The organism is Ideonella aquatica (assembly GCF_018069755.1).
GTDB lineage: Bacteria > Pseudomonadota > Gammaproteobacteria > Burkholderiales > Burkholderiaceae_C > Ideonella > Ideonella aquatica.
In genome coordinates, this window is record NZ_JAGQDE010000006.1 from 1 (window position 1) to 26,727 (window position 26,727).

The following is a 26,727-nucleotide window of genomic DNA, read 5'->3' on the forward strand; positions in this document are numbered from 1 at the left end:
CCGCGGCGGCTGCGGCTGCAGCGCCGGTGGAGGGGCCGACCGCCGCGGCACCCGCGGCCGCTGCGCTGCCGCCACCGGCCGCCGCGGCGCCGGGGCCCGCCCTCAGCCCGGAGGCGCTGTTCGCGCGCGCCTCGGCCAGTGTGGTGCGCATCAATGCGCAGTCGGGCCAGGGCGGGGTGTCGGGCAGCGGCGTGGTGCTGGGGCCGGGCACGGTGGTCACCAACTGCCATGTGGCGCGCGGCGGGGCGCGGCTGCGGGTGCTGCAGGGGGCGCAGGGCTTTGACGCGTCGGTGGAGCTGGCCGATGAAACGCACGACCTGTGCCGCCTGTCGGTGCCGGGGCTGGACGCGCCGGCAGCGCCGATCGGCCGGGTGGCCAGCCTGCGGGTGGGGCAGAAGGTCTATGCGATCGGCTCGCCGCGCGGGCTGGACCTGACGCTCAGCGACGGCCTGGTGTCCTCGCTGCGCGAGACGCCCGAGGGCACGCTGATCCAGACCAGCGCGCCGATCTCGCCGGGCTCCAGCGGTGGCGGGCTGTTCACCGAGGACGGCCTGCTGGTGGGCATCGTCACCTTCCAGGTGCGCGACGGCCAGAACCTGAACTTTGCGGTGCCGGTGGACTGGGTACTGCGCATGAGCCCCACCGACCGCAGCCGCGGCTCGGCGCTGCCGCCGATGCGCTCGGCCGGACCATCGACCGAGTCCCAGCCGCCCCGAACCGCCGGCACCGACAGTCCGCTGGTGGGCCGCTGGGAGTGCTTCGGGCCGCTCACCGGGCGCGGGATCACGCTGGTGTTCGGCGCCGACGGGCGCCTGGGCGGGCAGATGGAGGGCCGCGCGATCAACGGCCGCTACCAGCTGCGCGACAGCCAGCTGCTGCTGGCCGATGGCAGCGGCACCGAGCGCTATGCGGTGGAATCGCTCGGCGCCACCCGTCTGGTGCTCAATGCCGGCCAGGGCCGGCGCCTGGCCTGCTCGCGCTGAAGCGGTGAGCAGTTGTTGCCGTGCGGCCAGCTGGCGCCGCACCGCTTAAGCCGGTGCGCCCATGGCCGATGACCACCTGAGGCGGCCTGCCGCGGGTGTCTACCTTCGGTAACAGGCCGTCAGGCGGGCGCGGCTAGCGTCGCACCCGCCCAGCGTGGGCGCTCGCCAGCCTGGGCGGGGGCCTGCGTGGGTCGATGGATCTGCTGCCGTACCCGCCGATGTCCTCTCCCACCCGCCTGACCCTGAACGAGTTGCGCCGCCTGCCGGCCATGTGCCGCGGCGCCTACCCGCCACGGCACCCGCGCGCGCTGGCGCACCACTGGCTGTGGGCCAAGACCGTGCTGTCGCTGGACGCGCACCTGGACATGCAGCGCCAGCTGCGCGCGCTGGGCCTGGGACGTCTGCTGCGCGAGCAGCCGCAGACGCTGCGCAAGCTGCACGACACCTACCCCTTCCAGGGCCTGGGCCCCGAGGCGCGCCGGCGCTGGCTGCTGGGCCATCTGCAGGCCGCGCGCACGCTGTTCGGCCCGCAGCTCTCGCGCCGCCTGGCGCGCGGCGAGCCGCTGCTGGCCTGCCGCATCAACCTGCCCGACGGCCAGGGCCAGATGCGCGCGCTGCTGGGCGCGGCGCGCCAGCAGCACCTGCGCGAGGGCGACCTGACGCTGGCGCTGTACGACCCCTTCGGCACCAAGCTGTATGCGCTGACCTTCTCTCTGCAGCCCTGCGAGCACGGCGTGGAGGTGGTGATCGGCGCGCTGCAGGGCCAGATGCCGCTGCCGCTGACGCGCCACATCACCAAGCTGACCGAAGGCCTGCGCCCGCCCGCGCTGCTGCTGTACCTGCTGCAGTGCCTGGCCGAAGCGGTGGGCGCACGCCGCCTGCGCGCCTGCGGCCGCGAGCGCCACATCCACCACGGCAGCGAGCGCAGCGAACTGGTGCGCTTCGACTACGACGCCTTCTGGCGCGACTACGGCGGCCAGCCCGATGGCCAGGGCTTCTACGAGCTGCCGGTGGCCGCGCCGCGCCGCGAGGTGGCCGAGATCCCCAGCCACAAGCGCGCCCAGTACCGCCGCCGCTACCAGTTCATGGACGAGATGCGCCAGGAGCTGCACGGCTGCCTGGCCGAGCACGGCGCGCCGCTGGACCGCGCGGCCTGAAGCAGCCCTGGCCTGTCGCCGCACGGACAGACGCCCCGGGGCGCGCTGGCTACACTGGCCGGATGTCGCTGGAGTACCCGTTCACCATCCCTGAGCGCGGCCTGGGCACCGAAGTCGCGCCCGGCGTGCACTGGGTGCGCCTGCCGCTGCCCTACGCGCTGGACCACATCAACATCTACGCGCTGGACGATGGCGACGGCTGGGCCGTGGTGGACACCGGCAGCCGCACCGATGATGTGGCCGCCACCTGGCGCGCGCTGTTCGCCCACCAGCCCGACCAGCGGCCGATGACGCGCGTCTTTGTCACCCACATGCACCCCGACCACGTGGGCATGGCGGGCTGGCTGTCGCGCAAGTTCAGCGTGCCGCTGTACATGACGCGGCTGGAGTACCTGATGTGCCGCGTGGTGATGGCCGACACCGGCCGCGAGGCCCCGCCCGCCGCGCTCACCTACTACCGCCGCGCCGGCTGGAGCGACGCCGCGATCGAGAGCTACCAGGCGCGCTTCGGCAACTTCGGCCAGCACATCCACGCGCTGCCCGACAGTTTCCTGCGCCTGCAAGACGGCCAGACGCTGCGCATCGGCGCGCACGACTGGCAGGTGATCACCGGCGCCGGCCATTCGCCCGAGCACGCCTGCCTGTACTGCCCGGCGCTGAAGCTGCTGGTGTCGGGCGACCAGGTGCTGCCGCGCATCTCGTCGAATGTGTCGGTCTACCCGATGGAGCCCAACGCCGACCCGATGAGCGACTGGCTGGCCTCGATCGACAAGCTGCGCCGCGCCGTGCCCGATGACGTGCTGGTGCTGCCCTCGCACAACGAGCCCTTCCGCGGCCTGCACCAGCGCCTGGACGCGCTGGCCGACGGCCAGGCCGAGGCGCTGAACCGCCTGCGCCTGTGGCTGGCCCAGCCGCGCCGCGTGGTGGACACCTTCCCCGCGCTGTTCTCGCGCGAGATCACCGAGGCCAAGGCCGCGCTGCTGGGCATGGCCACCGGCGAGGCCCAGGCCTGCCTGAACCACCTGATGGGCCTGGGCGACGCGGTCTGCGAACTCGACGAGCACGGCGTGGCCTGGTACCGCCGCGCCTGATCAATCCAGCGTGCGCCGGTAGCGCGCCAGCGCCACCGCCCCGGCCACGACAGCGACCAGCAGCATCGGCCACAGCTCGGGCCACAGCGGCGTGAAGCCGCTGCCCTTGAGCAGCACGCCGCGCACGATGCGCAGGAAGTGGGTCAGCGGCAGCACCTCGCCGATCACCTGGGCCCAGTCGGGCATGCCGCGGAAGGGGAACATGAAGCCCGACAGCAGCATCGACGGCAGGAAGAAGAAGAAGGTCAGCTGCAGCGCCTGCAGCTGGTTCTTGGCCAGCGTGGAAAAGGTGAAGCCCACCGCCAGGTTGGCCAGCATGAACACGCCGATCAGCGCCAGCAGCAGCGTGAGGCTGCCCTCCATCGGCACCGCAAACAGCAGCCGCGCGGCCAGCAGGATCACGCCCAGCTGCACATAGCCGATGGCCACATAGGGCAGGATCTTGCCCAGCATCACCTCCAGCGGCGTGACCGGTGTGGCCAGCAGGTTCTCCATCGTGCCGCGCTCGCGCTCGCGGGTCATGGCCAGCGCGGTGAGCATGACCATGGTCATCGTCAGGATGGTGCCCACCAGGCCGGGCACGATGTTCACGCGCGACAGGCCCTCGGGGTTGTAGCGGCGGTGCACGCGCAGCTCGAACGGTGCGGGGCCGCCAGCGCGCGCGGCCAGTGCGCCGCGCAGCTCGCGGCGCAGCACATCGGGCGCCAGCGCACCCAGCGCGGCGATGGCATTGGCAGCAGCGGACGGATCGGTGGCATCCACGTCCACCAGCACCGCAGGGCGCTCGCCGCGCACCACGGCGCGGGTGAAATCGGGCGGCACCACCACCAGGAACTGCGCACGGCCGTCGGCGATCAGCGCGCTGCCCTCGGCCTCGGACAGCGGCGACGCTACCAGCTTGAAGTAGCCGGTGTGCTGCAGCGAGGCCAGCAGGCTGCGGCCCAGCGGCCCGCGGTCCTGGCAGACCACCGCGGTGGGCAGGCCCTTGGGGTCGGTGTTGATCGCGTAGCCGAACAGCACCAGCTGCAGCACCGGAATGCCCACCGCCATCGCGAAGGTGGGCTTGTCGCGCAGCATCTGCTGCAGCTCCTTGAGGAACACCGCCCACAGCCGGGCCAGGCTGAAGGCCCTCATGCGAAGTTGTCCTTGGCCCGCGCCACCAGCCGCACGAAGGCGTCTTCCAGGTCGGTGGCACCGGCGGTGGCCAGCACCTGGGCGGCACTGCCCTGGGCCAGCACCTGGCCGTAGGCGATGTAGACCAGCTCGTCGCAGCGCGCCGCCTCGTCCATGTAGTGGGTGCTGACCAGCACCGTCATGCCCTCATGGGCCAGGCGGTGGATCTCGTCCCAGAACTCGCGCCGGGCCTTGGGGTCGACACCGGCCGTGGGCTCATCCAGCAGCAGCAGGCGTGGGCGGTGCAGCAGCGCCGCGGCCAGCGCCAGGCGCTGTTTCCAGCCGCCCGAGAGCGTGCCGGCCAGCTGCTGCTGGCGGCTGGCCAGGCCCAGGCGATCGAGTGCCGCATCCACCTGCACGCGGCGCTGCGGCAGCTCGAACAGGCGGGCGACGAAGTCCAGGTTCTCGCGGATCGACAGGTCGTCGTACAGGCCGAAGCGCTGCGTCATGTAGCCCACCTGGCGCTTGATCGCGGCGGCCTCGCGGCGCATGTCCAGGCCCAGGCAGGTGCCCTCGCCTTCATCGGGTGTGAGCAGGCCGCAGAGCATGCGGATGGTAGTGGTCTTGCCGCTGCCGTTGGGTCCCAGGAAGCCGCAGACCCGCCCACGCGCCAGGCGCAGCGAGACCTGGTCCACCACCGCCCGGCCGCCATAGCGCTTGACCAGGCCGCGCACGTCGATCGCCAGCTCGGCGGCCGCATCGGTCACCGGCTCACCTCGATCGGCTGGCCCGGCGGCAGGCGTGCGGCATCGCTGGCGCTGGTGGCGCGCGCTTCGACCATGAACACCAGGCGCTGGCGCTGGCCGTTGGAGTAGATGACCGGCGGCGTGTATTCGGGCGCGGTGGCAATGCGGCTGATGGTGGCGGCGATGGCCGCGCCACAGCCGTCACAGCGCACCTGCACCGCCTGGCCCGGGGCCAGTGCGCCGCGCTCGGTCTCGGCCACCCAGAAGCGCGCCACGCGGGCGCTGGGCGCCAGCAGCGACAGCACCGGCTGGCCGGCCGCCACGTACTCGCCGGCACGGTAGTAGGTCTCGGCCACCAGCCCGGCCACCGGTGCGCGCTGCGCCGCCTGGCCCTCGCGCCAGCGCACCTGGGCCAGCGCGGCGGATGCGGCGTCGGCGCTGGCGCGCGCAGCCGCCTGCTCCTCGCCCCGCGCCGGCAGGCGGGCCACGCGCAGCGCGGCTTCCAGCTCGGCCACGCGATCGCGCGCCTGGCGCTCGGCGGCGCGGGCGTCGTCCACCCGCTGCGGCGACACAAAACCCTCGCGCTGCAGCGCCTGCTGGCGCTGCCATTCGGCCGCGGCGCGCTCGGCGGCGCTGCGCGCCTGCGCCAGCTGGGCCTGGGTGACGGCGATCTCATCGGCGCGGCGGCCGCTGGCGGTGTTGGCGGCCTGGGCCTGGGCGGCGCGGCGGCGCGCCTCGGCTTCGGCGGCGGCATCGGTGGCGGGCTGGGCGTCCAGGCGGAACAGCGGCGCACCGGCAGCCACCGTCTGGCCGGCCTGCACCTCCAGCGCCTGCAGCGTGCCGGCCACCGGCGCGGCCACATGCACGTACTCGCCCTCGACATAGCCGGCCCAGCCGCTGGCGGGGCGTTCACTGCAGGCGGCCAGGGCGACGGCCAACGCACACATCGCTGTGGCGATCCTCATCATGTGCTCCTCAGACCAGGTGCTGATGATCGCCCAGGCCCGCGGCCGCGGCCACCCCGCCGATCAAGCCGAAGGCTGCTAGACTCCTCGCATCAGCGCCGATTTGTTCCGGATTGCGGGCGCTCTACAAATGCTGCTAAAGAGGGACCCCGGCGCACCCGGTGTCCGTTTCTGAAGCGGCACCGGGTTGGTTGTTTTCTGGGGGACCGAAGCCATGGCTTCCGTCGGATACGTTTCGCCGCAGCGCATGCACTTCGAGCAGCCGCTGCCGCTGCGCAGCGGTGCCACGCTGCGCGACTACACGCTGGTCTACGAGACCTACGGCACGCTCAACGCCGACAAGAGCAATGCGGTGCTGGTGTGCCATGCGCTGAATGCCTCGCACCATGTGGCCGGCGAGTACGCCGACACGCCGCGCAGCGAGGGCTGGTGGGACAACCTGGTGGGCCCCGGCAAGCCGCTGGACACCGACCGCTTCTTTGTCATTGGCGTCAACAACCCGGGATCGTGCTTCGGCTCGACCGGCCCGATGCACCTGAACCCCGACTCCGGCAAGCCCTATGGCGCCGACTTCCCGGTGGTGACGGTGGAGGACTGGGTGGACGCGCAGGCGCTGCTGATCGAGCGCCTGGGCATCACCCAGCTGGCCGCGGTGCTGGGCGGCAGCCTGGGCGGCATGCAGGCGCTGGCCTGGACGCTGCGCTACCCCGAGCGCCTGCGCCACTGCGTGGCCGTGGCCACCGCGCCCAACCTGAGCGCGCAGAACATCGCCTTCAACGAGGTGGCGCGCCGGGCCATCGTCACCGACCCCGACTTCCACGGCGGCCACTTCTACGAGCACGGCGTGGTGCCCAAGCGCGGCCTGCGCGTGGCGCGCATGATCGGCCACATCACCTACCTCAGCGACGACTCGATGGAAGAGAAGTTCGGCCGCGCGCTGCGCAGCGCCGAGCTGGGCTACAGCACCCAGGACATCGAGTTCCAGATCGAGAGCTACCTGCGCCACCAGGGTGAGAAGTTCAGCGAGTACTTCGACGCCAACACCTACCTGCTGATCACCCGCGCGCTGGACTATTTCGACCCGGCGGCCGCGCATGGCGGCAACCTCAGCAAGGCCTTCGCCGCGGCGCGGCAGAACAAGTTCCTGGTGGTGAGCTTCACCACCGACTGGCGCTTCTCGGCCGCGCGCTCGCGCGAGATCGTCAAGGCGCTGGTGGACAACCGCATCGACGCCAGCTATGCCGAGATCGCCGCGCCGCACGGCCACGACGCCTTCCTGCTGGAGGACCCGCGCTACCACGGCGTGATGCGCGCCTACTTCGCGCGGATCGCGACCGAAGGAGGGTTCTGAGATGAGCACGGAACACAAGAACCTGCAGGTCATTGCCAGCCTGGTGCCCGAGGGCAGCCGCGTGCTGGACCTGGGCTGCGGCACCGGCGAGCTGCTGGCCTACCTGCAGCAGCACCGCGGCTGCAGCGGCTACGGCGTGGAGCTGGACGACGCCAACCTGCTGGCCTGCGCGCAGCGCGGCGTCAACGTCATCCAGCTGAACCTGGAAGAGGGCCTGCAGCTGTTCGAGGACCGCAGCTTCGACGTGGTGCTGCAGCTGGAAACCCTGCAGCACCTGCGCAATGCCGAGCACATGCTGCGCGAGACCGCGCGCGTGGGCCGCATGGGCATCGTCAGCTTCCCCAACTTCGCCCACTGGCCCAACCGCCTGGCCGTGCTGCGCGGCCGCATGCCGGTCACCAAGGCCCTGCCCTACGAGTGGTACGACACGCCCAACATCCGCGTCGGCACCTACGCCGACTTCGAGGTACTGGCGCGCAAGAACGGCCTGGACATCCTGGACAGCTTCGGCCTGCAGTCGGGCGAGGTGGTGCGCCAGTGGCCGAACCTGATGGCCAGCGTGGCGGTGTTCAAGTTCGAGAGGTAAACACTGGGACCCCGGTTGCGGGGGTACCGGGAACCACCCCCAGCGTGGGGGCGCACTTCGGTTCAGTAGGGAAGTTCGAACCGCTGATCCTTCCAGCGCAGCCGAGCGCTTTTCTGGCCGATGCGCTCCAGAAGCAGCCCCGGCACCACGCTGTCGCCCTCGCGCATCAGCTGGTCGTTGATGACCAGCACGCTGCCGCCGGGGCTGTCGGAGACCATGGCGCCACCCAGCTTGAGCGTCGGCAGCTCAGCGCGGGTGGCGCCGGGCAGGTCCTGGTAGCGCAGCACCGGTCGGCTGGCTGAGGGCGGTGCGGCGGCTTCGTCCGCCATCTTCAGCGTGGAGGTCGGGCGCGGCGGTGGCGTCACCACGGGCGGCGCGGCGGGCGCCACCACGACCGGCGGGGATGGGGACACCGCGACAGGCGCAGGGGCCGGCGGCGCTGCACTGATCACTGCCGGCGGCGGCGCAGGGCTGGCCGGCTCGGCCACGGCCACCGGGGCGGGCGGTGCGGGGCGCTGGCTGGTGCGCAGCCACCAGGCCAGCCCGGTCAGCAGCAGCACGGCCAACGCGCCGATCAGGACCCAGGGCGGCCGGCGCTCGCCGGGCTCGGCCGGCTCGTCCACGGCGCCGGGCACCGGGGTCGGCAGATCGACCTGGTCGTGCAGGCCGGGCACGGTGCCGCGGCTGCGTTCGCGCTCGGCGTCGGCGCGGCGGAGGGCATCGAGGATGATGGACATCGGGAGGCTCCTCGGGGCTCAGCGGGCGGCGGCGTCGGGGCGCCGCAGCCGGGGTTCGGCCACGCCGGTGACCCGGTTCAGCAGCATGAAGGTGGCCGGGCCGGCGACACCGTCGTCGACCAGGCCCTGGGCGCGCTGGAAAGCCTGCAGGCGGGCCAGCAGCGCGGCGTCCAGCGTGGCGCCGGGCTCCGGCAGCGGCTGGCCGGCCCAGCGCGCCAGGCCCTGGGCCAGCGCGTCCACCGCCGGGCCCGAGCGGCCGGCGGTGAGCGCGCCGCTGTAGCCATCCGGCGGCCGCCACAGCGTGGCGAAGACGCCTCGCCAGTCGCGCGCCAGGCGCTCCAGCGGCACGGCCTGCAGCACGCCATCGCGCGACAGCAGCGCCACCCGCTCGTCCAGGCCGACCAGCAGCACCGGGCGCTCCTGCCCCTGGGCGTCGCGCCACAGCAGCCAGCCCGGGCGGTCCAGCGGCCGCACCTGGTTCCAGGGCAGCGTGGCGCGCAGGCACAGCAGGCGGGTGTTGCGCTGCAGGTCGGCGCAGGGGTCGGCCTCGCCCAGCTGCACGTTCCAGGTGGCGGCCAGCTGGCGCCAGGCGCTGGGTTCGTCGGGCAGGGTCCAGGCCTCCGGGCTGGCGTCGGCGCTGGACGCGGCCGGTGTCATGGCCGCGGGCACAGACGCCGCGGCGGCCGACGCCTTGGCCACCGGCGCCAGGGGCGCGCTGGCCGCCAGCGGCGCGGCGCGCGGTGCCTCGCCCTGGTGGCCCAGCCACCAGCCGACACTGCCGCCCAGCAGCACGGCTACGCCGACCGCCAGGCCCCACACCGCCCACTCGCTGCGCGAGCGGCGCCGCGAGCGTCGCCGACGGCTGGCGCTGTCCGGCGCGGCAGGCGGCGTGGTGTCAAACACCTCGCGCGCAGCGCGCTCGACCAGCGTGGTGTCCACCTTGGCGCGCCCGGCCGCGTAGGCGCCCAGCAGCGCGCGGTCGGCCAGCAGGTTGATCTTGCGCGGCACGCCGCCGCTGAGCGCATGCAGGCGCTGCACGGCACGCACGTCAAAGGGCAGCTCGCCCTGCAGCCCGGCCACCGACAGCCGGTGCGCCAGGTAGCGCGCGGTGTCGGCCTCGTCCAGCGGACCCAGGTGGTAGCGCGCGATCACGCGCTGCGCCAGTTGCTCCAGCTCGGGCCGCGCCACCATGCCGCGCAGTTCGGGCTGGCCGATCAGGATGATCTGCAGCAGCTTGCGCTCGGTGGTTTCCAGGTTGGTCAGCAGGCGCAGCTGTTCCAGCACGTCGGCCGAGAGGTTCTGGGCCTCGTCGATGATCAGCACGCTGTGGCCACCCTCGGCGTGTACCTGCAGCAGGAAGGCGTTCAGCGCGTCGATGTGGTCCTTGATGGTGGGCGCTTCGTGGCCCGGCCCGGGGGGCACCGGCACGCCGAACTCGCCGCAGATGGTCTGCAGCAGCTCCACCGCGTCGAGCTTGGGGTTGAACACATAGGCCACGTGGGTGTGCGCTGGCACCTGCTCCAGGAAGGCCCGGCACAGCGTGGTCTTGCCGGCGCCGATCTCGCCCGACAGCAGCACAAAGCCGCCGCCGCCCTCCAGGCCATAGAGCAGGTGGGCCAGGGCCTCGCGGTGGCGTTCGCTGAGAAACAGATAGCGCGGATCAGGCGCGATCGTGAACGGCGCCTGCCTGAGCCCGAAGAAGCTCTCGTACATGGGCGCGAGGATACCCCGGGCCACCCCAGCCGCCGATGAAGGGCCGGCAGGCCGCCCATTTCATGGCATCGATCGGGGCGGGCTTTCCTAGACTGTCCGCTGAACTGCCCAGGTCCCACCCATGTCTGCTCAAGCCGCCCGCCGCTTCTTTCCGTTCAACCTGGTGCTGCCCAACATGCCGGGCGTGGCCGCGCAGCTGGTGAAGAGCTTCAACGACGACCGCGTCGGCCTGGGCGAGCTAGCCGAGCTGATCGGCCAGGACCCGGCCCTGTCGGCCAAGGTGCTGCGCCTGGCCAACTCGGCCCGCTACAGCCCGCTGCGCAGCGTCAGCAGCCTGCGCGAGGCGGCCGCCTCGCTGGGCATGACGATGCTGCGCAACCTCTCGCTGGCCACCAGCCTGAGCGGTGCCTTCCCGCGCGCCGCGGGCCTGGACCCCGACCGTTTCTGGCGCCACGCGATGACCAGCGCCCAGCACGCGGTGCTGCTCAGCCGCGGCGCGCTGCTGGACGCCGACACCGCCTACCTGGGCGGCCTGATGCTGCGCACCGGCCAGCTGCTGATGGCGCAGATCGACAAGGCCGGCGTGGCCGAGGTGGAGCAGTCGCTGACCACCGCGGGCGGCCGCTTTGCCGCCGAGCAGGCGCGCTGGCAGTGCAGCCACGCCGATGTCACCGCCGAGCTGGCCCGCCGCTGGCAGTTCCCCGACACCCTGGTGGCCGCCTTCCAGGCCAGCGCCGCGCCGCTGCAGGCCCAGCCCTACACCGGCCTGGGCACGGTGCTGCACCTGGCCGAGGCCTTGGCCGATGCCGCCGAGATGGAGCGCGATCCAGCCGAGGTGGTGCAGGGCCACTGCGCCGAGCTGCTGGCCCGGCTGCGCATCAAGCCCGAGTGGCTGCTGGCTCAGCTGGCCGAGGCCGCGTCGCCCGACGAGGAACTGGCGCTGATGCGCTGATCCAGCGCCTTGGGCTGCTCGATGGTCACGTCACCCAGCGGCTCGGCCACGCAGGGCAGTACCCAGCCCTCGGCGCGCTCTTCTGCGCTCAGGCCCGGCCACTCCACCCGGTAGCTCACCGCGCCCGCCCGCAGCCGGCACAGGCAGGCGCGGCAGGTGCCATTGCGGCAGGAACGCGGCAGCCACAGGCCCGCGGCCTGGGCGGCTTCCAGCAGCGACTGCCGCGGCGCCACGGGCAGTTCCCGGCCCAGGGGCTCGATGCGCAGACACGGCAGTGGGGACGTCATGCCGCAATCGTAGACTGGCGCCTTCGCCATGAGGCCCTGAGGCCCTGCCGCCATGCCCCCGATCCCGCTGAACCCGAACGACCCCGATCTGGCCGGCGCCCGCCTGGCCGCCAGCGTGGTGGTGCTGCGCGACGGCGCCACCGGCCCCGAAGTGCTGATGTTGCGCCGTGCCGAGCGCGATGGCGACATCCGCAGCGGCGTCTGGGTCTTCCCCGGCGGCGTGCTGGACGCCACCGATGGCGAACTGCATGCCCGCTGCGATGGCGAGGACGACGCCGCCCACAGCACCCGCCTGGGCCTGGCCCGCGGCGCGCTGGACTACGCAGTGGCCGCCGTGCGCGAGTGCTTCGAGGAGGTGGGCCTGCTCTTCGCCCACGGCCCGCTGCAGGCCGCCGTGGCCGAGCGCCACGCGGTGCAACGCGGCGAGGATTTCGTTGCCCTGTGCCAGCGCCACGACCTGCGCCTGGCCACCTCGGCCCTGGTGTACCACAGCCACTGGCTGACGCCGCCGGGCATTGCCAAGCGCTTTGACACCCGCTTCTACGTGGCCCGCCTGCCCGAGGGCCAGCAGCCGCAGGCCGACGAGGGCGAGGCGCTGGAAATCGCCTGGCTGACCCCGGCGCAGGCGCTGGACAAGGAGCGCCACCTGAAGCTGCTGCCGGTCACCCGCCGCACGCTGCAGGACCTGGGCCGATTCACCAGCGTGCAGGCCATCCTGGACGAGGCCGCCGCGCGGGTGAACCCGCCGCGCCACATGCCGCGCCTGGGCTGCAACGCCCAGGGCGTGCGCCCGGTGCTGCCGGATGAGTGGGCCTACGCCGAGATCGGCCGGCTAGATCCGCAAGGCCGCGGCGATGTGTGGTTCGAGCTGCCGCCGCTGCGCGCGGTGCCGCTGTCCGAGCGGGTGACGCGCGTGACCTGCGCCAACGGCTCGGTGATGACCGGCCCGGGCACCAACACTTACCTGATCGGCGCGCCGGGTGGGCCGCTGGCGGTGCTCGACCCCGGTCCCGACGATGCCGACACCGAGGCCCACCTGGAGGCGGTGCTGCAAGCCGCCGCGGGCCGGCCGATCACCCGCATCGTGGTCACCCACACGCACAAGGACCATTCACCGGCCGTGCAACGCCTGCGCATGCTGACCGGCGCGACATTGGTGGGCCTGGCTGCGCGGCACCCCGAATGGCAGGACACGCTCTTCGCCCCCGACCTCGCGCCCGCCGATGGCGAGCGGTTGCTGCTGGGCCCCGGCTGCACGCTGCGCGCGGTGCACACGCCCGGCCATGCGGCCAACCATGTCTGCTGGCTGCTGGAGGAAGAGCGCCTGCTGTTCACCGGCGACCATGTGATGCAGGGCTCCACCGTGGTGATCAACCCGCCCGACGGTGACATGGCCGCCTACCTGGGCGCGCTAGAGAAGCTGCTGGCGATCGAGCTGGACTGGTTCGCCCCCGGCCACGGCTTCCTGATGGCGCGCCCGCACGACGAACTGCGCAAGCTCATCGCCCACCGCCTGGCGCGCGAGGCCAAGGTGCTGGACGCGCTGCGCACGCTGGGCCCCTGCACCGACGAGGCGCTGGTGCCCACGGTGTATGGCGATGTGCCCAGTTCGCGCCACGCGCTGGCGCTGCGCTCGCTGCGCGCGCATCTGGGCAAGCTGCTGGCCGAGGGGCGGGTGCGGGACGACGCCGGCCAGCTGCGTCTGGGCTGAAACCTGTTCAGTCCAGCTTCAACCCCAACTTGCGGATCACCGCGCCCCAGCGCGCGCTGTCGGACTCCACCACCTGGCGGAACGCCGCCGCGCTGCCGCCCACCGGCGTCAGGCCTTGCGCGTCCAGCGCGCTCTTGACCGCCGGATCGGCCAGCGTGGCGTTGACATCGGCGTTGACCTTCGCCACCACCGCCTCAGGCGTGCCGGCGGCCACGAACAGACCGTTCCAGGCCAGGCTCTCCACATTCTTCAGGCCCACCGAGCCCATGGTCGGCAGGTCTTTCAGGCTGTCGGGCTGCTGGGCGCTGCTAACGGCCAGCAGGCGGACCTTGTTGTTGCGCACATGGGCCATCAGCGCCGGGGCCACCATGAAGCAGGCGTCGGCCTCGCCCTGCGCCACCGCCAGCGCGGCCGGCGGCGAGCCGTTGAACGGGATGTGCTGGGCCTGGGCGCCGATCTCGGCCAGGAACAGCGCCATCGTCAGGTGGGCCGAGCTGCCGTTGCCCAGCGACGAGTAGTTCATCGCGCCGTTCTTGGCTTTGGCCCAGGCGATGAACTCGGCCAGCGTCTTCACCGGCACATGCGCGCCCACCGCCAGCACATTGGGCTGCGAGGTGGTCATCACCACCGGCACCAGGTCCTTGGCGGCGTCGTAGGGCACCTTGGCGTACAGGTAGGGCGCGAAGGCGATCGGGCCGTTGAAGGACAGCGCGATCGTGTGGCCGTCGGGCGCCGCCTTGGCCGCCACGTCGGTGCCCAGCATGCCGCCGGCGCCGGGCTTGTTCTCGACCACCACGGCCTGGCCCCAGCGGTCCTTGAGCTTGTCGCCCAGCAGCCGGGCGATGATGTCCAGCGAGGAGCCGGCCGGCGCCGGCACGACGATGCGCACCGGCTTGGTGGGCCAGGCGGACTGGGCCTGGGCCAGCGGCGCGCACGCGAAGGTGGCGGCCAGGGCAAGCAGGGAGCGGCGCAGCATCATGGGCATGAAAAAGGGGCCTGGAAAGGCCCCCATGGTAGCGGTGTGCCGCCTGACGCTCAGGGATAGAGACCGCGCTCGACGCGGGCCTGCAGGATGCGCTCGCAGGACACGGTGAAGGTGGCGGTGCGCAGCGTGATGTGGTGCTGGTCGGCCACCTCCCAGATGCGCTTGAGCGCGCCCACCATGATCTTGTCCAGGCGCACGTTGATCTCGTCCTCGGTCCAGAAGAAGCTGGAGAAGTCCTGCACCCACTCGAAGTAGGACACGGTCACGCCGCCGGCGTTGCAGATCACGTCGGGCACCACCAGGATGCCGCGGTCGGCCAGGATGTCGTCAGCGCTGGGCACGGTGGGGCCGTTGGCGCCTTCCAGCACCATCTTCGCCTTCACGCGGCGGGCGCGGTCGGCGGTGATCTGGCCTTCCAGCGCGGCGGGGATCAGGATCTCGCAATCCACGTCCCAGAATTCCTCGTTGCCCATCACCTCGGCGCCCTTGAAGCCACCGACGCCGCCGGTGGCCTTGACGTGCGGCATCAGCTCGGACAGGTCAAAGCCGTTGGCGTTGTAGATGGTGCCGGTGTGGTCCTGAGCCGCCACGATCTTGGCGCCGGCCTGGCCGAACAGCTCGGCCGCGGCCGAGCCCACGTTGCCAAAGCCCTGCACCGCGACGCGGGCGCCCTGCAGGTCCAGATTGATGCGCCGGGCCGCCTCGCGGCCGGTGACAAACACGCCGCGGCCGGTGGCCTTGACGCGGCCCAGCGAGCCGCCCAGGTGGATCGGCTTGCCGGTGACCACGCCGGTGGCGGTGGCGCCGGTGTTCATCGAGTAGGTGTCCATCATCCACGCCATGATCTGGGCGTTGGTGTTGACGTCCGGCGCCGGGATGTCCTGCTGCGGGCCGATGATGATGCCGATCTCGCTGGTGTAGCGGCGGGTGATGCGCTCGAGTTCCTTGATCGAGTGCTTCTTCGGATCGATGCGGATGCCGCCCTTGGCGCCGCCGTAGGGCAGGTTGACCGCGGCGTTCTTGATGCTCATCCAGGCCGACAGCGCCATCACCTCTTCCAGCGTCACGTCGGGGTGGTAGCGCACGCCGCCCTTGCCGGGGCCGCGGCTGAGGTTGTGCTGCACGCGGTAGCCCTCGTAGTGGGCGATGGTGCCGTCGTCCAGTTCCACCGGGATGTCAACGATCAGCGCGCGCTTGGGGCGCTTGAGGGTATCGATCCAGCGCGAGAGGTGGCCCAGGTAGGGCGCCACGCGATCCACCTGCATCAGGTAGGTGCCCCAGGGGCTCTCAGGGGTGGGGTGGACGAAGGACAGCGGTTCGGTCATGTCAGGTGTCTCCTGTGGTTCGGTACTGCCGCGCCGGCCTTGTGGGCCAGCCGTTTCGGCATGGGGGCGGACTGTAGGCGGGGTGGCGCCGAATTTGTCACCGAGGGCTATGCAAGATGTGCATAGTTGCTGCCCCGGCCGTTCATGCATGCGCCGCGCGCATGAGCGCCGCTGTCGTTCGGCATTGCGCCGGCCCGCCTACACTGCGCGCCATGAACGCAACCCCCACTTTGGGCCGCACCGCCTTCATCGGTGGCGGCAACATGGCCAGCGCCGTCATCGGCGGCCTGCTGCGGGCCGGCGCACCGGCCGAGGCCTTCGTCGTGGTCGAGCCCTGGGCCGAGCAGGCGGCGCGGCTGCGCCAGCAGTTCGGGCTGACGGTGTTGGACGCGGCCGGGCCGGCGCTGTCGGGCGCGGACACCGTGGTCTGGGCGGTCAAGCCGCAGCTCTTCACTGAAGCCGCGGCACCTTGCGCGCCGTTCATCGGCAGCGCGCTGCAGATCAGCGTGATGGCCGGCATCCGCAGCGAGGCCATCGCCCGCGCCAGCGGCAGCGCGCAGGTGGTGCGCTGCATGCCCAACACGCCGGCCCTGATCGGCCAGGGCATGACCGGCCTGCATGCCAGCGCCGCCGTCAGCGCCGCGCAGCGCCAGCGCGCCGAGGCGCTGCTGGCCCCGACCGGCCGCCTGCTGTGGGTGGACGCCGAGCGTGACCTGGACGCGGTGACCGCGCTGTCGGGCTCGGGCCCGGCCTACTTCTTCTACCTGATCGAGGCCATGGTGCAGGCCGGCACCGAGCTGGGCCTGAGCCCGGCCCAGGCGCGCACGCTGGCCGAGGGCACCGCCGCCGGCGCGGCGGCGCTGTCAGCCCAGTCCGAGGACAGCCCCGAGCTGCTGCGCCAGCGGGTGACCAGCAAGGGCGGCACCACGCACGCCGCGATCAGCACGATGGAGGCCGCGGGCATGAAGGCCACGGTGGTGGCCGCGGTACACGCGGCCGCGCGGCGCGCTGCCGAACTGGGCGACGAGTTCGGCCGCGCCTGATCGGCAGCGCGCACCGCTCAGGCGCTGCCGGCGGTGTCGTTCATCTGCTTCTGGCTGTCCAGCGCCATCGCCTCGTTGAACTTGGCGACCGTGAAGCCGACCATCATCTGCGTGGGCAGCAGGATCACCGGCACGCCGCTGGCGCCCAGCAGTGCATGGGTCTGGCGCGCGGTATCGCTGCTGGCCATGTCAAGCACCTCGAAACGGATCTTGCTTGAGCGCAGGTGCTCCACCGCCTGACGACAGCTGAGGCAGCCGGGGCCAACGATGATCGCGAAGCTGCCGGTGCCCAGGGGCAGCTTGTCGGTGCGCTGGGTGATGACTGGCTGACGCACCTCGGTCACGCCCTTGAGCGGGCTCTCAAGCAACTGGCGGCCCTGGCTACGCAGGCGGTCCAGGAAGCCCCGGAAGCGTTGTTCGATGGTCTCGGCGCGGGCGGCACCGGTCAGGCCGCCCAACAGCAAGGCCAGGGTCCAGTGACGGCGGTTGACGGGCATGGGCTCCTCCTGGGGTGGGTGTGGGGATCAGGCGGTGGCCAGCACCGTGCCCAGGAAAACGGCAAAGCCAAGCCAGTGGTTGACCCGGAAGGCACGGAAGCAGCCGTCGCGGCTTCTGCCGCGGATCATCGTCCAGTGCCAGACGGCCTGCAAGCCCGCCACCGCCAGCCCCAGCCAGGACAACCGGTCCAGTCCCAGCGAGTGCGTCAGCGCGCCCCAGGCCAGCAGATGGATCGCATAAAAGGCCATCACGCCGGCCACGTCGAAGCGTCCCAGCGTGATGGCCGAGGTGCGGATGCCGATGCGCAGGTCGTCGTCGCGGTCGACCATGGCGTACTCGGTGTCGTAGGCCAGCACCCAGAACAGGTTGGCCCCCAGCAGCGCCCAGGCCTGCCAGGGCACGGCCGCGCCGATCGCGGCCAGGCTCCACTCGGCGCCCCCCAGCACCGCCGAAAAGGCCATCGGGATGCCGAAGCTGAAGGCCACGCCCAGCACCGCCTGTGGCATCGCCACCACCCGTTTGGCATAGGGATAGACGAGCGCGATCGCCAGCGCCGGAAACGACAGCAGGATGGTCGGCGCATTGGTGGTCAGCACCAGACCGAAGGCCACCAGCGCCAGCACCGCGCCCAGGCCCAGCGCCTCCTTCACCGGCAGCTCGCCGCTGGTCACCGGCCGCGCCGCGGTGCGCTTGACGTGGCGGTCGAACTCGCGGTCGGCCACGTCGTTGATGCAGCAGCCGGCGCTGCGCATCAGGATGGTGCCGGCGGTGAACACGACCAGCAGGTGCCAGCCGGGGAAGCCGTCGGCCGCGATCCACAGCGCGCTGAGCGTGGGCCACAGCAGCAGCAGCCAGCCGGCGGGCCGGTTCCAGCGGATCAGGTCCAGGTACAGCGCCAGGCGCGATCGGGGAGCAGACATGCGGGAATTGTCACCGCTGCGCGACAGGGCGATCCCGCGCACCGCTTGCCCGCCGGCCCAGCGCTCGCTAACCTTGCGCGCACGCTGAATGCAGTACCCCAGCGTGCCCTCTCATGTCCCCACCATCCACCGCCCCCGCGTGGGTCCTCCCTCCGGCCCAGACCCAGTCGCTGAGCGAGCGCATCGGCGCGCTGCATGCCCAGCTGCGCCGGGTAGCACCGGCCATCGACCGCATGGCCTGTGCGCTCTACGACCCGGCCGAGGACCTGCTCAAGACCTTTGTCAACAGCACCGCGCACGGCGAACCGCTGCGGGCCTACCAATACCGCCTGTCAGACAGCCCCAGCCTGGGCACGCTGGCCCGCGAGCGCCGCGCCCGCGTGGTGGACCGGCTGGACCTGCTGCCCCTGACGGACACCGCCCACAGCCACTGGCTGCGCGAACAGGGCTACCGCTCCTCGTACACCGTGCCGATCTACGACGGCGACACCTTCGAGGGCTTCCTGTTCTACGACTCCCTGACACCGCAGGCCTTCACGCCCGAGGTGGTGGACCGGCTGGAGGTCTACACCCAGTTGGTGGCGTTGATGATCAGCCACGAGGTGATCGCGGTGCAGGCGCTGGTGGGCTCGATGCGGGTGGCGCGCGACTTCGCCCACCTGCGCGATGTGGAAACCGGCACTCACCTCGACCGCATGTCGCGCTACGTGCGCCTGATCGCCCGCAGCCTGACTGGAGCGCGCCAGCTGAGCGACGAGTTCGTTGAGCAGCTGTTCCTGTTCGCGCCGCTGCACGACATCGGCAAGATCGGCGTGCCCGACGCGCTGCTGCTCAAGCCCGGCCTGTACACCCCGGAAGAACGCCAGCAGATGCAGCGCCACGTCACGCTGGGCTGCGAGATGATCGAGCGCCTGATCGTCGACTTCCGCCTGGGCGGCATCAGCGGCATCGACATCCTGCGCCGCCTGGTGGCCCACCACCACGAGTACCTGGACGGCAGCGGCTACCCGCAAGGCCTGCGCGGCGACGACATTCCCATCGAGGCGCGCATCGTCACCGTGGCCGACGTCTTCGACGCGCTGACCAGCCGGCGCGTCTACAAGCCGGCGTTCGCCGTCGAGGACTCGCTGAGGACGCTGGAGTCCATGGCGCGCGCAGGCAAGGTCGATGCCGAGTGTGTCGATGCGCTGCGGCGCGGCATGGACGAGGTGCTGGCGATCATTGCGCGCTTCGAGGAAACCACCGAGCACTGACCGATCGGCGGCAGGCGCAGGCCCTAAGATGGCGCCCGACGGGCCAGCAGGCCCGCAACAGGGAGATGCATCATGACCAGCGTGTCTGCCGGCCTGCAGGGGCCCAGCCCGTCGCTGCACGCCTGCCTCTTGGCGGCCGTCCTGGGCGCCTGGATGCCGCTGGCGGGTCACGCCGCCGAACCCGCCGCCCGCCTGCACACCGTGCTGGCAGGCCAGGTCAAGCCCGGGCCGGTCAGCGAGGGCGTGACGGCCTTGCGCACCATGTGCCTCCTGGGCAAGGGCCTGCCCGAGGCACCGCCGGTCCGGGTGTCGGCACAGTGGCTGGTCCAGTACCCGGCCCAGTGGCAGCGCACCGACATCGACGGTGAGCGCATCGCCCGCTACGAGATGCGGCAGGTCTATGCGGTGGACGAGAACAACTGCGCGCCCGTGGTCATTCGGCACCTGTCGGTCGAGGTGCTGGACGGCTGCAGCCAGCGGCTGTTCGGCGCTGCGGATGGCGAAGATCCGGCGAAGGGATCACCGCTCAGCAGCGGTCCCGGCCGGTGCAAGACCCAGCGCCCGCGCACGCCACTGCCCGACCTGTCTCGCCTGCCGCGCGAGGACGCCGGCCTGGGCACCCAGTGCCTGTGGTGGAACGACGTGATGGCCCTGAGCTCCCCGGCGTTGGGTGCCGCGGTAGGGGACCGGCGCGGCATCGATGTCTGCGTCTACAGCCGCCAGCCGCGGCTGGAACTGCCCGGACTGGGGCCGCAGCTGGTGGTGCTGAAGCACCGCCTGGCCACCACCGCCGTGGCCGGCAACGACCTGACCGAGATGCCCTTTGCCCCATCGCCCACCGACCTGCACCTGGTCGAGTTCAGCGACGGCGCCCCGCTGCCCGCCAACACCTTCACCCGCGCGGGCGCCGAGGCCTTTCTGCGGCAGCCGCTGCGCATCGCGATACCGACGGGGCACTGAGCGGCTGCGGCCGTGCTTGTCGCGAACGCTGCGCACCGGGCATCATGCCAACCATGGACCGTCAGGCCTTGATCGACCTGCTGACTGCGCACCGCCCCGTGCTGGCGCAGCGCTCTGGCGTGACTCGTCTGGCCTTGTTCCGCAGCGCAGCGCGCGGCACTGCGCGGCCGGACAGCGATGTGGACCTGCCGGTGGCCTTCGACGGCCCGGCCACATCAGTGCGCTACTTCGGTGTGCAGTTCTACCTGGAAGACCTGCTGCAACGCCCCATCGACCTGGTGACCGAGTCCGCGCTGCGCCCGCAGTTCAGGCCCACTGTCGAACGAGACGCCATCGTCGTCTGACCGGAACCCGCGGCTGTACGTGGCCAACATGCTGGCGTTCACCCAACGGGCGATGGCGCCGGACATCCCGTGGCGGCAGATCGTCGCCACCCACAACCGGTTTGCGCATGCGTCCCTGGGCATTGCACCAGAGACGGTGTGGAGCATCCTTGCGATGACCTGCCGCCGATGGTGGCTGCCCTGCCAGTGTTGATCACGGCGTTGGGACCGGCCGACCCAGTCTGACCGGCGGCCGGCCCTGTCACGCTGCGGCAGAGTCGGTGCACACCCCAGAACACCGCATCGCGGCCGGGCACCGGTCACGCGATCGTCAGGAGGCCACCGATGGCGAGCGCATCCCCGTCCAGCAACGCCGCATCGGCGAGCGCAGAGCCCATTGGTCCCACCGAGGATTGGCTGGGCTACGGCCCATATGCCGACAGCCTGTGGGCGCGCATGCAACTGGCGCTGAGCCAGCCCTGGGCACCAGGGCACACGCCCATCACCTCGCGCCCCGGCGCCGACCCCTTGGTGGTGGGCGTCTATGGCGAGTGGGGCGTGGGCAAGAGCAAGCTGCTGGAACTGGTCTACGACCGCGCCGTGGCCGAGAACGCCCAGCGCCTGCAGCAGCGCAGCCAGGATCCCGAGGCCTGGGCCCGGAGCCCTGCGCTGCATCTGGTGGTGCCGGTGTGGTTTCACCCCTGGCGCTACGAGAATGAGCCCAGCCTGGCCGTGCCCTTGCTGATGCATGTGACCGAGGCGCTGCACGCCACGCTCAAGCAGGCGGCCAGCACGAGCGAATCCATGCGTCGCGACATCGCGGCCTTGGCCAAGGCCGGCAACGAGCAGGCCAAGCTGGCCACCCGACTGTTCACCGGGGCCAAGAAGGTCATGCAGGTCGCCGGCAAGGTCGCCGGCAACGAAATGGTCAAGGCCACAGCGGGCGCCGCCGCCTCCTTGGTCAATGCCAGGCAACTGGCCGAAGGCGCGCTGGAGTGGGTGGAGGAGACGGCGGAGCGCTTCGCTGGCGACGATGAGGTCGACGGCCAGCCTGAGAAGAAGGCCCCGGCCGATGGCGCCGACAAGGATGAGGGCATCACGCCCAGCGCCAGCGCCGACGGCCGCTACCACTACAACGTGCAGAAGTACCTGCGCGAACTGAGCCACGTCACCCCCGCGCTCGCCAAGCGCCATGGGCAGACCTTGCGCACCGAGGTGCACCTGCGCTTCGCCGTCTTCATCGACGACCTGGACCGCTGCCTGCCCGAAAACGCCGTGGCGGTGCTGGAACTGATCAAGACGCTGCTCAACGTGGAGAGCTTTGCCTTCATGGTGGCGCTGGACGACGAGGTGATCGAGCGTGGCATCTCGCACCGCTACCGCGATTACCGCTTCAAGGGCGCCAAGCCCGAGATGCCGATCACCGGCTTCGAGTACCTGGAGAAGATCGTCCACCTGCCGTTCAGGCTGCCGGCGCTCACCCGCTCGCAGGCCGAGGACCTGCTGCGCCACCGCGAAGAGCGGCTGCTGCGGGGCAGCAACCTGCCCAGGCTGTGGTTCCCCGAGCCCTTGGCGCCGTCCGAGCGCGGTCGCTCCAGCGAAACAAAGGACCTCGAAACCCCCTGGGTGCCCGGGATGCGCATGCCGGGCGCGCCCTCCAAGCTGACCGAGCTGCTGCTCGACAGCTTCGACGCCTACGTACCCCGCAAGCTGCTGCGTACCCAGGAGCTGGTGCACCAATGGCAGCGCATCCTGGCCGAACGGGGCTACCCCCTGGGCATCAACACTGACGCCCTGATGTTGCTGAGCCTGGCCCTGTTGCAGCTCTTTGCGCCTGATGTCTATCGGCTGGTGCGTCGCCGAGAAGGGGTCTGGCAAGAGTGGATGAACGCCTACCGCGTCATCGCCGACGGACACGCTGCCGTCTTCTCCACCTCGCGCGAAGACGCTGCGCCCCACTATCGCCTGCACGCCTCCAACGCCTTGCTGTACCGCTGGGCAGCCAAGGGGCCCAAAGCGGGGCTGCCGACGGCGACCTCGACGCGGGTCACGTCCTCAGCGGCGGACGTGCCCGAGTGGGCCGGCGATCTGGCGGCCTGGCGCGCCGCGCTGGCCACCACCATCGGTGGCGACCCGGTGGCCCTGTATGCGGCTGAAAACCATCGGCTGCCCTTGGTGCTGGCATTGGGCGAATACTTTGACGCCCAACGCCATGCTTTCAACCCGCTGCAAATGGGCGCCTCACTGGCCGCCTTGAGAGGTTCAACGGAGGGCGGCCATGACCAAGGGCTGGCCCGCTATTGGCAGATGCTGCCCGATGCGGCTGATGCGACCACGGCAACACAACCCTCAAGCAGCGGCGACGCCCAGGCAGGCCGGCGCCGGGATGACCTGGACCTCGGACGGTTGCTCAGCTTCATCGCCAGCACCGACGCCAGCGCCCGCAGCGGCCTGGTGCGCGAGCTGGGCCTGGCCCCGGGCGACTGGCTGCCTAGCCGGGTCATGCCCCAAGTCGTGGCCGCAACAGCCTCGCTGCCGCCGTCGGAAGGCCTGGCCCTGTGGGCGCTGCTGGCGCCCCACGTCGTGCCAAGCGACCTGAGCGGGCAGGACTTCAGCCCGCATTGGGAGCACCTCCTGCTGGATCCCGACGCAGCCACCACCCACGACCAGTTGCTGCCCGCGCTGGACACCCTGCGCCAGTACGGTCTGCTGGACGTGCTGAACCTCACCAACCGCACTAGCGACTTCAAGGGTGCCATGGCGACGCAGCGCGATGACGCCCAGCAGCCCGCCCAAGTCCGCGAACGCGCCGCTGTGGCGGTGGCGCGCCTGGGCGATGACCGGTTCAACTTCGACGGCGCGCGCTGGGGTCTGCCAACGCAGCGTCACGGCTCGCAGGAGGACGAGCCCATCGTCGGTTTCGTGCGCTGTGCCGGGCTGTCTTTCACCCGCGGTGAGAAGGACGAAGACGACAACCCGCCCGTTGAGGTCAGGCTACCCACGTTCTACATGGCCCGCACACTCACCACTGTGGCGCAATGGGCGGCCTTCATGCAGGGCGGCGGCTACGACGACGAGGCTATCTGGCCCGACCCTCAAGGCTGGGCCTGGCGCCTGGGCCGGTTTGACAACGCGGTGGACAACGAGGATTACAAGCGCTGGCTGGCAGAGCGTCCGGCAGGCGCTGCACGGTCCCAGCCCCGGGATTGGTATCTGCAACTGGCACATCCCCAGCACCCGGTGTGTGGCATCAACTGGTTCGAGGCCCGAGCCTATGCCTGCTGGCTGCACCGCCAATTGCAGGCTGAACTGACGGTAGCGGGCATGGCCCAGTGGCAAGTGCGGCTGCCCACCGAGGACCAGTATGAACGCGCAGCCCGCGCCAGCACCACCACCGCCACCCATCGCCACCGCTGGCCCTGGGGCGACGAAGTTGCGACCGCTGCAAACCACGCCAACGTGGAAATCACCGGCCTGCGCCAATCCACCCCGGTAGGCCTGTTCGCCCCCAACCCGTTGGGGCTTTACGACATCTCGGGGAACCTGTGGGAGTGGCAGGATAACCTGTACAAAGTGCTGCGACCGGATGCTTTGGCGGCGCGGGTGGCTGCTGGCCAGGCACTAGCGACGCACAGGACACTTGAGCGATGTGACCTCACGGCGCTGCGGGGCGGCTCCTGGGGCGACGTCGTCCACTATGCGCGGTGTGCCTATAGGATCCGGAACCTGCCCGGCAACAGCGACAGGTATGTGGGTCTGAGGGTTGTCTTGTCCCTCGTTTGAAAAGAGCCTCTGACTTCTTCCGTTCTTATAACGCAGCCTTCTTCAATCCCCCATCCTCTGCTGAAACACCAGCCCCGCATGCTCCCGCAGCGCGTGGAAGCGGATCTTCGGCCAGTTCTCCTGGATCGCGCGCAGCTCGCCCGCGTATTCCAGCAGCAGCGTCGGCGCATCCACCGCGTCCAGCGCCAGGCGGTGGCTGTTGGCGTCGATGAAGCGCTTCAGCTCCTTCTCGCCGCCGTCGGCCTCCTCGCAGGTCACCCAGCGCGCCACGTTGTAGCGCGCGGGCATGATGCGGGCCTTCACGCCGTACTCGTGCTCCAGGCGGTGGGCCACCACCTCGAACTGCAGCTGGCCCACGGCGCCCAGCAGCAGCACGCTGCCGGCCATTGGGCGGAAGACCTGGATCGCGCCTTCCTCGCCCAGCTGGGTCAGGCCGGCGCGCAGCTGCTTGGTTTTCAGCGGGTCGGCCACTTCGACTGAGCGGAACAGCTCGGGCGCGAAGAAGGGCAGGCCGGTGAACTGCAGGGCTTCGCCCTCGGTCAGGGTGTCACCCAGCTGCAGCACGCCGTGGTTGGGGATGCCGATGATGTCGCCGGCAAAGGCCTCGTCCAGCAGCTCGCGCTTCTGGCTCATGAAGGTGACCACGGTGTTGGGCCGCAGGGTCTTGCCGCTGCGCACCACCTTGAGGTTCATGCCGCGGCTGAACTGGCCGCTGGCCACGCGCAGGAAGGCGATGCGGTCGCGATGCGCCGGGTCCATGTTGGCCTGGATCTTGAAGACCACGCCGGTGAACTTGGGCTCGTCGGGCGCCACCGTGCGCTGGATCGCGGGGCGCGGGCCGGGCGGCGGCGCCAGGTCCACCAGCGCGTCCAGCACCTCTTGCACGCCGAAGTTGTTGACCGCCGAGCCGAAGAACATCGGCGTCTGGCGGCCGGCCAGGAATTCGGCCTCGTCAAAGGCGGGGGCGGCCTCGCGCACCAGCTCGATCTCGCCGGCGGCCTGCTGGTAGACATCGCCAAAGCGTTCGTTCAGCAGCGGGTTGGCAATGCCGTCAACGATCTCCTCGGTGCCGGCCACGCGGTCCTCGCCGGGGCTGAAGACGCGCATCTGGTCCTTGCGCAGGTCCAGCACGCCGCCGAAGAACTTGGCCATGCCCACCGGCCAGGTGAAGGGCACCACGGTCATGCCCAGCTCGCGCTCGATCTCGTCCATCAGCGCCAGCGGCTCCTGCACCTCGCGGTCCATCTTGTTGACGAAGGTGAGGATGGGCGTGTTGCGCGCGCGGCAGACCTGCAGCAGGCGCCGGGTCTGCGGCTCCACGCCGTTGGCCGCGTCGATCACCATCAGCGCCGCGTCCACCGCGGTCAGCACGCGGTAGGTGTCTTCCGAGAAGTCCTGGTGGCCGGGGGTGTCGAGCAGGTTGATGGTGCAGCCGCGGTACTCCATCTGCATGACCGAGGAGGCCACCGAGATGCCGCGCTGCTTCTCGATCTCCATCCAGTCCGAGGTGGCGTGGCGCGTGGCCTTGCGGGCCTTGACCGAGCCGGCAATCTGGATCGCACCCGAGAACAGCAGCAGCTTTTCCGTCAGCGTGGTCTTGCCGGCGTCGGGGTGGGAAATGATGGCGAAGGTGCGGCGCTGGCGCACCTGCTCGGCGAGTTCGGCGGACATGGCGGTGGTGGGAACGGAGCGCGAAACCCGCAATTATCGGTGGCGCTCGCGCCGCCGCGCCTCGGCGGCCATTTCCTGGCGCAGCCACTGGGTGAACTGCCGCGTCGGCCGGGCGTGGGCGGCGTCCAGCAGCTCCAGCAGCGCATCGGCGCGCACATGGGCGTCCAGGCGCCAGGTGTCGGGCGTGCTGCGGCCGCGGGTGGCGGCCAGCAGACGAGGGGTGTCGGGCAGGCCGTCCAGCACGCGGCGCAGGTCATCCACCCGCAGCCACCAGTGGTCGTCCTGGTCCTCGATCACGCCGATGACGCGGTCGCGGTAGCGGCGCGTGCCGCGCAGCGCATGCTCGGTGGCCAGGCGCTGGGTGTGCAGGGCCGCCTGGCCCAGCACCTGCTGGATCGGCAGCGTCACCAGCACCGCCACCACCGGCGTGGCCGCCAGCAGGCCGATCTTGCCCGCCACGGCCCAGCCCAGCGCCATCAAGGCGGCGCTGGCCAACAAGGCCAGCAGGAGTCGCGCCAGGGCATGGGTCATGGGGGGTGGGGCGATTGCGAGGTTGGTCCGGCGAGTCTACGGC

Annotated in this window: 24 protein-coding genes and 1 pseudogene; 13 read left to right on the plus strand and 12 right to left on the minus strand. The window is 71.1% G+C overall.

Features of this window, described 5'->3' with window-relative positions:
• The 3 genes from KAK06_RS08510 to KAK06_RS08520 form a co-directional block, all read left to right on the plus strand.
• Positions 1–983, plus strand: a 983-nt coding sequence (locus KAK06_RS08510) for a S1C family serine protease (RefSeq protein ID WP_210801522.1), incomplete at its 5' end; no start/stop codon positions are given.
• A gap of 218 nt (positions 984–1,201) precedes the next feature.
• Positions 1,202–2,140 carry a DUF535 family protein gene (locus KAK06_RS08515; RefSeq protein WP_210801523.1) on the plus strand — a complete coding sequence of 313 codons (939 nt, stop codon included), beginning with the start codon at positions 1,202–1,204 and terminating at the stop codon, positions 2,138–2,140.
• Between the two features lie 62 nt (positions 2,141–2,202).
• On the plus strand, positions 2,203–3,231 hold the full coding sequence (locus tag KAK06_RS08520; RefSeq protein WP_210801524.1) for an MBL fold metallo-hydrolase: 1,029 nt from the start codon (positions 2,203–2,205) through the stop codon (positions 3,229–3,231).
• Here the strand turns inward: KAK06_RS08520 and KAK06_RS08525 are convergent, their stop codons facing one another.
• The 3 genes and pseudogenes from KAK06_RS08525 to KAK06_RS08535 all read right to left on the minus strand — a co-directional run bounded on the left by KAK06_RS08525 (position 3,232) and on the right by KAK06_RS08535 (position 6,055).
• Positions 3,232–4,365, minus strand: a complete 1,134-nt coding sequence (locus tag KAK06_RS08525) for an ABC transporter permease (RefSeq protein ID WP_210801525.1) — start codon at positions 4,363–4,365, stop codon at positions 3,232–3,234.
• A 59-nt stretch (positions 4,366–4,424) separates the two neighbouring features.
• A pseudogene (locus KAK06_RS08530) lies at positions 4,425–5,111 on the minus strand (ABC transporter ATP-binding protein); the annotation flags it as partial.
• The gene (locus KAK06_RS08535; protein WP_210801527.1) at positions 5,108–6,055 is read right to left on the minus strand and encodes an HlyD family secretion protein; all 948 of its coding nucleotides are present in this window, start codon (positions 6,053–6,055) and stop codon (positions 5,108–5,110) included. The gene KAK06_RS08535 and the pseudogene KAK06_RS08530, both read right to left, overlap by 4 nt.
• 214 nt (positions 6,056–6,269) lie before the next feature.
• Between KAK06_RS08535 and metX the strand changes: the two genes are divergently transcribed.
• Both metX and metW read left to right on the plus strand, forming a co-directional pair.
• Entirely contained in the window at positions 6,270–7,406 is a 1,137-nt protein-coding gene (gene metX / locus KAK06_RS08540; protein WP_210801528.1) for a homoserine O-succinyltransferase MetX, read from the plus strand.
• Between the two features lies 1 nt (position 7,407).
• On the plus strand, positions 7,408–7,992 hold the full coding sequence (metW, locus tag KAK06_RS08545) for a methionine biosynthesis protein MetW (protein ID WP_210801529.1): 585 nt from the start codon (positions 7,408–7,410) through the stop codon (positions 7,990–7,992).
• 62 nt (positions 7,993–8,054) lie between these two features.
• Here the strand turns inward: metW and KAK06_RS08550 are convergent, their stop codons facing one another.
• Both KAK06_RS08550 and KAK06_RS08555 read right to left on the minus strand, forming a co-directional pair.
• Positions 8,055–8,729 carry a general secretion pathway protein GspB gene (locus KAK06_RS08550; protein ID WP_210801530.1) on the minus strand — a complete coding sequence of 225 codons (675 nt, stop codon included), beginning with the start codon at positions 8,727–8,729 and terminating at the stop codon, positions 8,055–8,057.
• An 18-nt stretch (positions 8,730–8,747) separates the two neighbouring features.
• Positions 8,748–10,442, minus strand: coding sequence for an ExeA family protein (locus tag KAK06_RS08555; protein WP_210801531.1), 1,695 nt, complete (start codon positions 10,440–10,442; stop codon positions 8,748–8,750).
• Positions 10,443–10,563: 121 nt separating this feature from the next.
• Here KAK06_RS08555 and KAK06_RS08560 point away from each other — a divergent pair, with 121 nt between their 5' ends.
• Positions 10,564–11,394, plus strand: a complete 831-nt coding sequence (locus tag KAK06_RS08560; RefSeq protein WP_210801532.1) for an HDOD domain-containing protein — start codon at positions 10,564–10,566, stop codon at positions 11,392–11,394.
• On the opposite strand, the gene KAK06_RS08565 is transcribed toward KAK06_RS08560, so the two are convergent.
• A complete protein-coding gene (locus KAK06_RS08565; protein WP_210801533.1) occupies positions 11,343–11,681 on the minus strand; it encodes a 2Fe-2S iron-sulfur cluster-binding protein in 339 nt (112 codons plus the stop codon). The genes KAK06_RS08560 and KAK06_RS08565 overlap by 52 nt on opposite strands.
• A 52-nt stretch (positions 11,682–11,733) precedes the next feature.
• Between KAK06_RS08565 and KAK06_RS08570 the strand changes: the two genes are divergently transcribed.
• Entirely contained in the window at positions 11,734–13,392 is a 1,659-nt protein-coding gene (locus KAK06_RS08570) for an MBL fold metallo-hydrolase (protein WP_210801534.1), read from the plus strand.
• 7 nt (positions 13,393–13,399) lie between these two features.
• Here KAK06_RS08570 and KAK06_RS08575 read toward each other — a convergent pair whose 3' ends face one another.
• Both KAK06_RS08575 and KAK06_RS08580 read right to left on the minus strand, forming a co-directional pair.
• A complete protein-coding gene (locus tag KAK06_RS08575; protein ID WP_247652740.1) occupies positions 13,400–14,368 on the minus strand; it encodes a Bug family tripartite tricarboxylate transporter substrate binding protein in 969 nt (322 codons plus the stop codon).
• A 59-nt stretch (positions 14,369–14,427) separates the two neighbouring features.
• The gene (locus tag KAK06_RS08580; protein ID WP_210801536.1) at positions 14,428–15,702 is read right to left on the minus strand and encodes a Glu/Leu/Phe/Val family dehydrogenase; all 1,275 of its coding nucleotides are present in this window, start codon (positions 15,700–15,702) and stop codon (positions 14,428–14,430) included.
• Positions 15,703–15,914: 212 nt separating this feature from the next.
• On the opposite strand from KAK06_RS08580, the gene proC reads away from it, so the two are divergent.
• On the plus strand, positions 15,915–16,745 hold the full coding sequence (proC, locus tag KAK06_RS08585) for a pyrroline-5-carboxylate reductase (protein ID WP_210801537.1): 831 nt from the start codon (positions 15,915–15,917) through the stop codon (positions 16,743–16,745).
• A 17-nt stretch (positions 16,746–16,762) separates the two neighbouring features.
• Here proC and KAK06_RS08590 read toward each other — a convergent pair whose 3' ends face one another.
• Positions 16,763–17,242 (minus strand): glutaredoxin family protein, encoded by a 480-nt coding sequence (locus tag KAK06_RS08590; protein WP_210801538.1) that lies wholly within the window; start codon positions 17,240–17,242, stop codon positions 16,763–16,765.
• 27 nt (positions 17,243–17,269) lie between these two features.
• Positions 17,270–18,163 carry a 4-hydroxybenzoate octaprenyltransferase gene (gene ubiA, locus KAK06_RS08595; RefSeq protein ID WP_210801539.1) on the minus strand — a complete coding sequence of 298 codons (894 nt, stop codon included), beginning with the start codon at positions 18,161–18,163 and terminating at the stop codon, positions 17,270–17,272.
• A 113-nt stretch (positions 18,164–18,276) separates the two neighbouring features.
• Between ubiA and KAK06_RS08600 the strand changes: the two genes are divergently transcribed.
• The 5 genes from KAK06_RS08600 (at position 18,277) to KAK06_RS08620 (ending at position 24,482) form a co-directional block, all read left to right on the plus strand.
• Positions 18,277–19,416, plus strand: a complete 1,140-nt coding sequence (locus KAK06_RS08600; protein ID WP_210801540.1) for an HD-GYP domain-containing protein — start codon at positions 18,277–18,279, stop codon at positions 19,414–19,416.
• Positions 19,417–19,488: 72 nt separating this feature from the next.
• Positions 19,489–20,376: a hypothetical protein gene (locus KAK06_RS08605; protein ID WP_210801541.1), complete on the plus strand. Its 888-nt coding sequence runs from the start codon at positions 19,489–19,491 to the stop codon at positions 20,374–20,376.
• A gap of 53 nt (positions 20,377–20,429) precedes the next feature.
• On the plus strand, positions 20,430–20,720 hold the full coding sequence (locus tag KAK06_RS08610; RefSeq protein ID WP_210801542.1) for a nucleotidyltransferase family protein: 291 nt from the start codon (positions 20,430–20,432) through the stop codon (positions 20,718–20,720).
• A gap of 28 nt (positions 20,721–20,748) precedes the next feature.
• Positions 20,749–20,913: a HepT-like ribonuclease domain-containing protein gene (locus tag KAK06_RS08615; protein WP_210801543.1), complete on the plus strand. Its 165-nt coding sequence runs from the start codon at positions 20,749–20,751 to the stop codon at positions 20,911–20,913.
• Between the two features lie 131 nt (positions 20,914–21,044).
• Positions 21,045–24,482 carry an SUMF1/EgtB/PvdO family nonheme iron enzyme gene (locus KAK06_RS08620; protein ID WP_210801544.1) on the plus strand — a complete coding sequence of 1,146 codons (3,438 nt, stop codon included), beginning with the start codon at positions 21,045–21,047 and terminating at the stop codon, positions 24,480–24,482.
• Between the two features lie 42 nt (positions 24,483–24,524).
• Here KAK06_RS08620 and KAK06_RS08625 read toward each other — a convergent pair whose 3' ends face one another.
• Together KAK06_RS08625 and KAK06_RS08630 are read right to left on the minus strand one after the other, a co-directional pair.
• On the minus strand, positions 24,525–26,153 hold the full coding sequence (locus KAK06_RS08625; RefSeq protein WP_210801545.1) for a peptide chain release factor 3: 1,629 nt from the start codon (positions 26,151–26,153) through the stop codon (positions 24,525–24,527).
• 33 nt (positions 26,154–26,186) lie between these two features.
• Positions 26,187–26,684 (minus strand): hypothetical protein, encoded by a 498-nt coding sequence (locus tag KAK06_RS08630; RefSeq protein WP_210801546.1) that lies wholly within the window; start codon positions 26,682–26,684, stop codon positions 26,187–26,189.
• Positions 26,685–26,727 lie beyond the last annotated feature (43 nt).

Coding starts and splice junctions, on each gene's coding strand:
- KAK06_RS08520 (WP_210801524.1), top strand. CDS start 2,203: ATGTCGCTGGAGTACCCGTTCACCATCCCTGAGCGCGGCCTGGGCACC.
- KAK06_RS08600 (WP_210801540.1), top strand. CDS start 18,277: ATGTCCCCACCATCCACCGCCCCCGCGTGGGTCCTCCCTCCGGCCCAG.
- KAK06_RS08535 (WP_210801527.1), bottom strand. CDS start 6,055: ATGAGGATCGCCACAGCGATGTGTGCGTTGGCCGTCGCCCTGGCCGCC.
- KAK06_RS08610 (WP_210801542.1), top strand. CDS start 20,430: ATGGACCGTCAGGCCTTGATCGACCTGCTGACTGCGCACCGCCCCGTG.
- KAK06_RS08550 (WP_210801530.1), bottom strand. CDS start 8,729: ATGTCCATCATCCTCGATGCCCTCCGCCGCGCCGACGCCGAGCGCGAA.
- KAK06_RS08605 (WP_210801541.1), top strand. CDS start 19,489: ATGACCAGCGTGTCTGCCGGCCTGCAGGGGCCCAGCCCGTCGCTGCAC.
- KAK06_RS08620 (WP_210801544.1), top strand. CDS start 21,045: ATGGCGAGCGCATCCCCGTCCAGCAACGCCGCATCGGCGAGCGCAGAG.
- KAK06_RS08590 (WP_210801538.1), bottom strand. CDS start 17,242: ATGCCCGTCAACCGCCGTCACTGGACCCTGGCCTTGCTGTTGGGCGGC.
- proC (WP_210801537.1), top strand. CDS start 15,915: ATGAACGCAACCCCCACTTTGGGCCGCACCGCCTTCATCGGTGGCGGC.
- KAK06_RS08630 (WP_210801546.1), bottom strand. CDS start 26,684: ATGACCCATGCCCTGGCGCGACTCCTGCTGGCCTTGTTGGCCAGCGCC.
- metX (WP_210801528.1), top strand. CDS start 6,270: ATGGCTTCCGTCGGATACGTTTCGCCGCAGCGCATGCACTTCGAGCAG.
- KAK06_RS08555 (WP_210801531.1), bottom strand. CDS start 10,442: ATGTACGAGAGCTTCTTCGGGCTCAGGCAGGCGCCGTTCACGATCGCG.
- KAK06_RS08580 (WP_210801536.1), bottom strand. CDS start 15,702: ATGACCGAACCGCTGTCCTTCGTCCACCCCACCCCTGAGAGCCCCTGG.
- ubiA (WP_210801539.1), bottom strand. CDS start 18,163: ATGTCTGCTCCCCGATCGCGCCTGGCGCTGTACCTGGACCTGATCCGC.
- KAK06_RS08625 (WP_210801545.1), bottom strand. CDS start 26,153: ATGTCCGCCGAACTCGCCGAGCAGGTGCGCCAGCGCCGCACCTTCGCC.
- KAK06_RS08575 (WP_247652740.1), bottom strand. CDS start 14,368: ATGCTGCGCCGCTCCCTGCTTGCCCTGGCCGCCACCTTCGCGTGCGCG.
- KAK06_RS08525 (WP_210801525.1), bottom strand. CDS start 4,365: ATGAGGGCCTTCAGCCTGGCCCGGCTGTGGGCGGTGTTCCTCAAGGAG.
- KAK06_RS08560 (WP_210801532.1), top strand. CDS start 10,564: ATGTCTGCTCAAGCCGCCCGCCGCTTCTTTCCGTTCAACCTGGTGCTG.
- KAK06_RS08515 (WP_210801523.1), top strand. CDS start 1,202: ATGTCCTCTCCCACCCGCCTGACCCTGAACGAGTTGCGCCGCCTGCCG.
- KAK06_RS08570 (WP_210801534.1), top strand. CDS start 11,734: ATGCCCCCGATCCCGCTGAACCCGAACGACCCCGATCTGGCCGGCGCC.
- KAK06_RS08615 (WP_210801543.1), top strand. CDS start 20,749: ATGCTGGCGTTCACCCAACGGGCGATGGCGCCGGACATCCCGTGGCGG.
- metW (WP_210801529.1), top strand. CDS start 7,408: ATGAGCACGGAACACAAGAACCTGCAGGTCATTGCCAGCCTGGTGCCC.
- KAK06_RS08565 (WP_210801533.1), bottom strand. CDS start 11,681: ATGACGTCCCCACTGCCGTGTCTGCGCATCGAGCCCCTGGGCCGGGAA.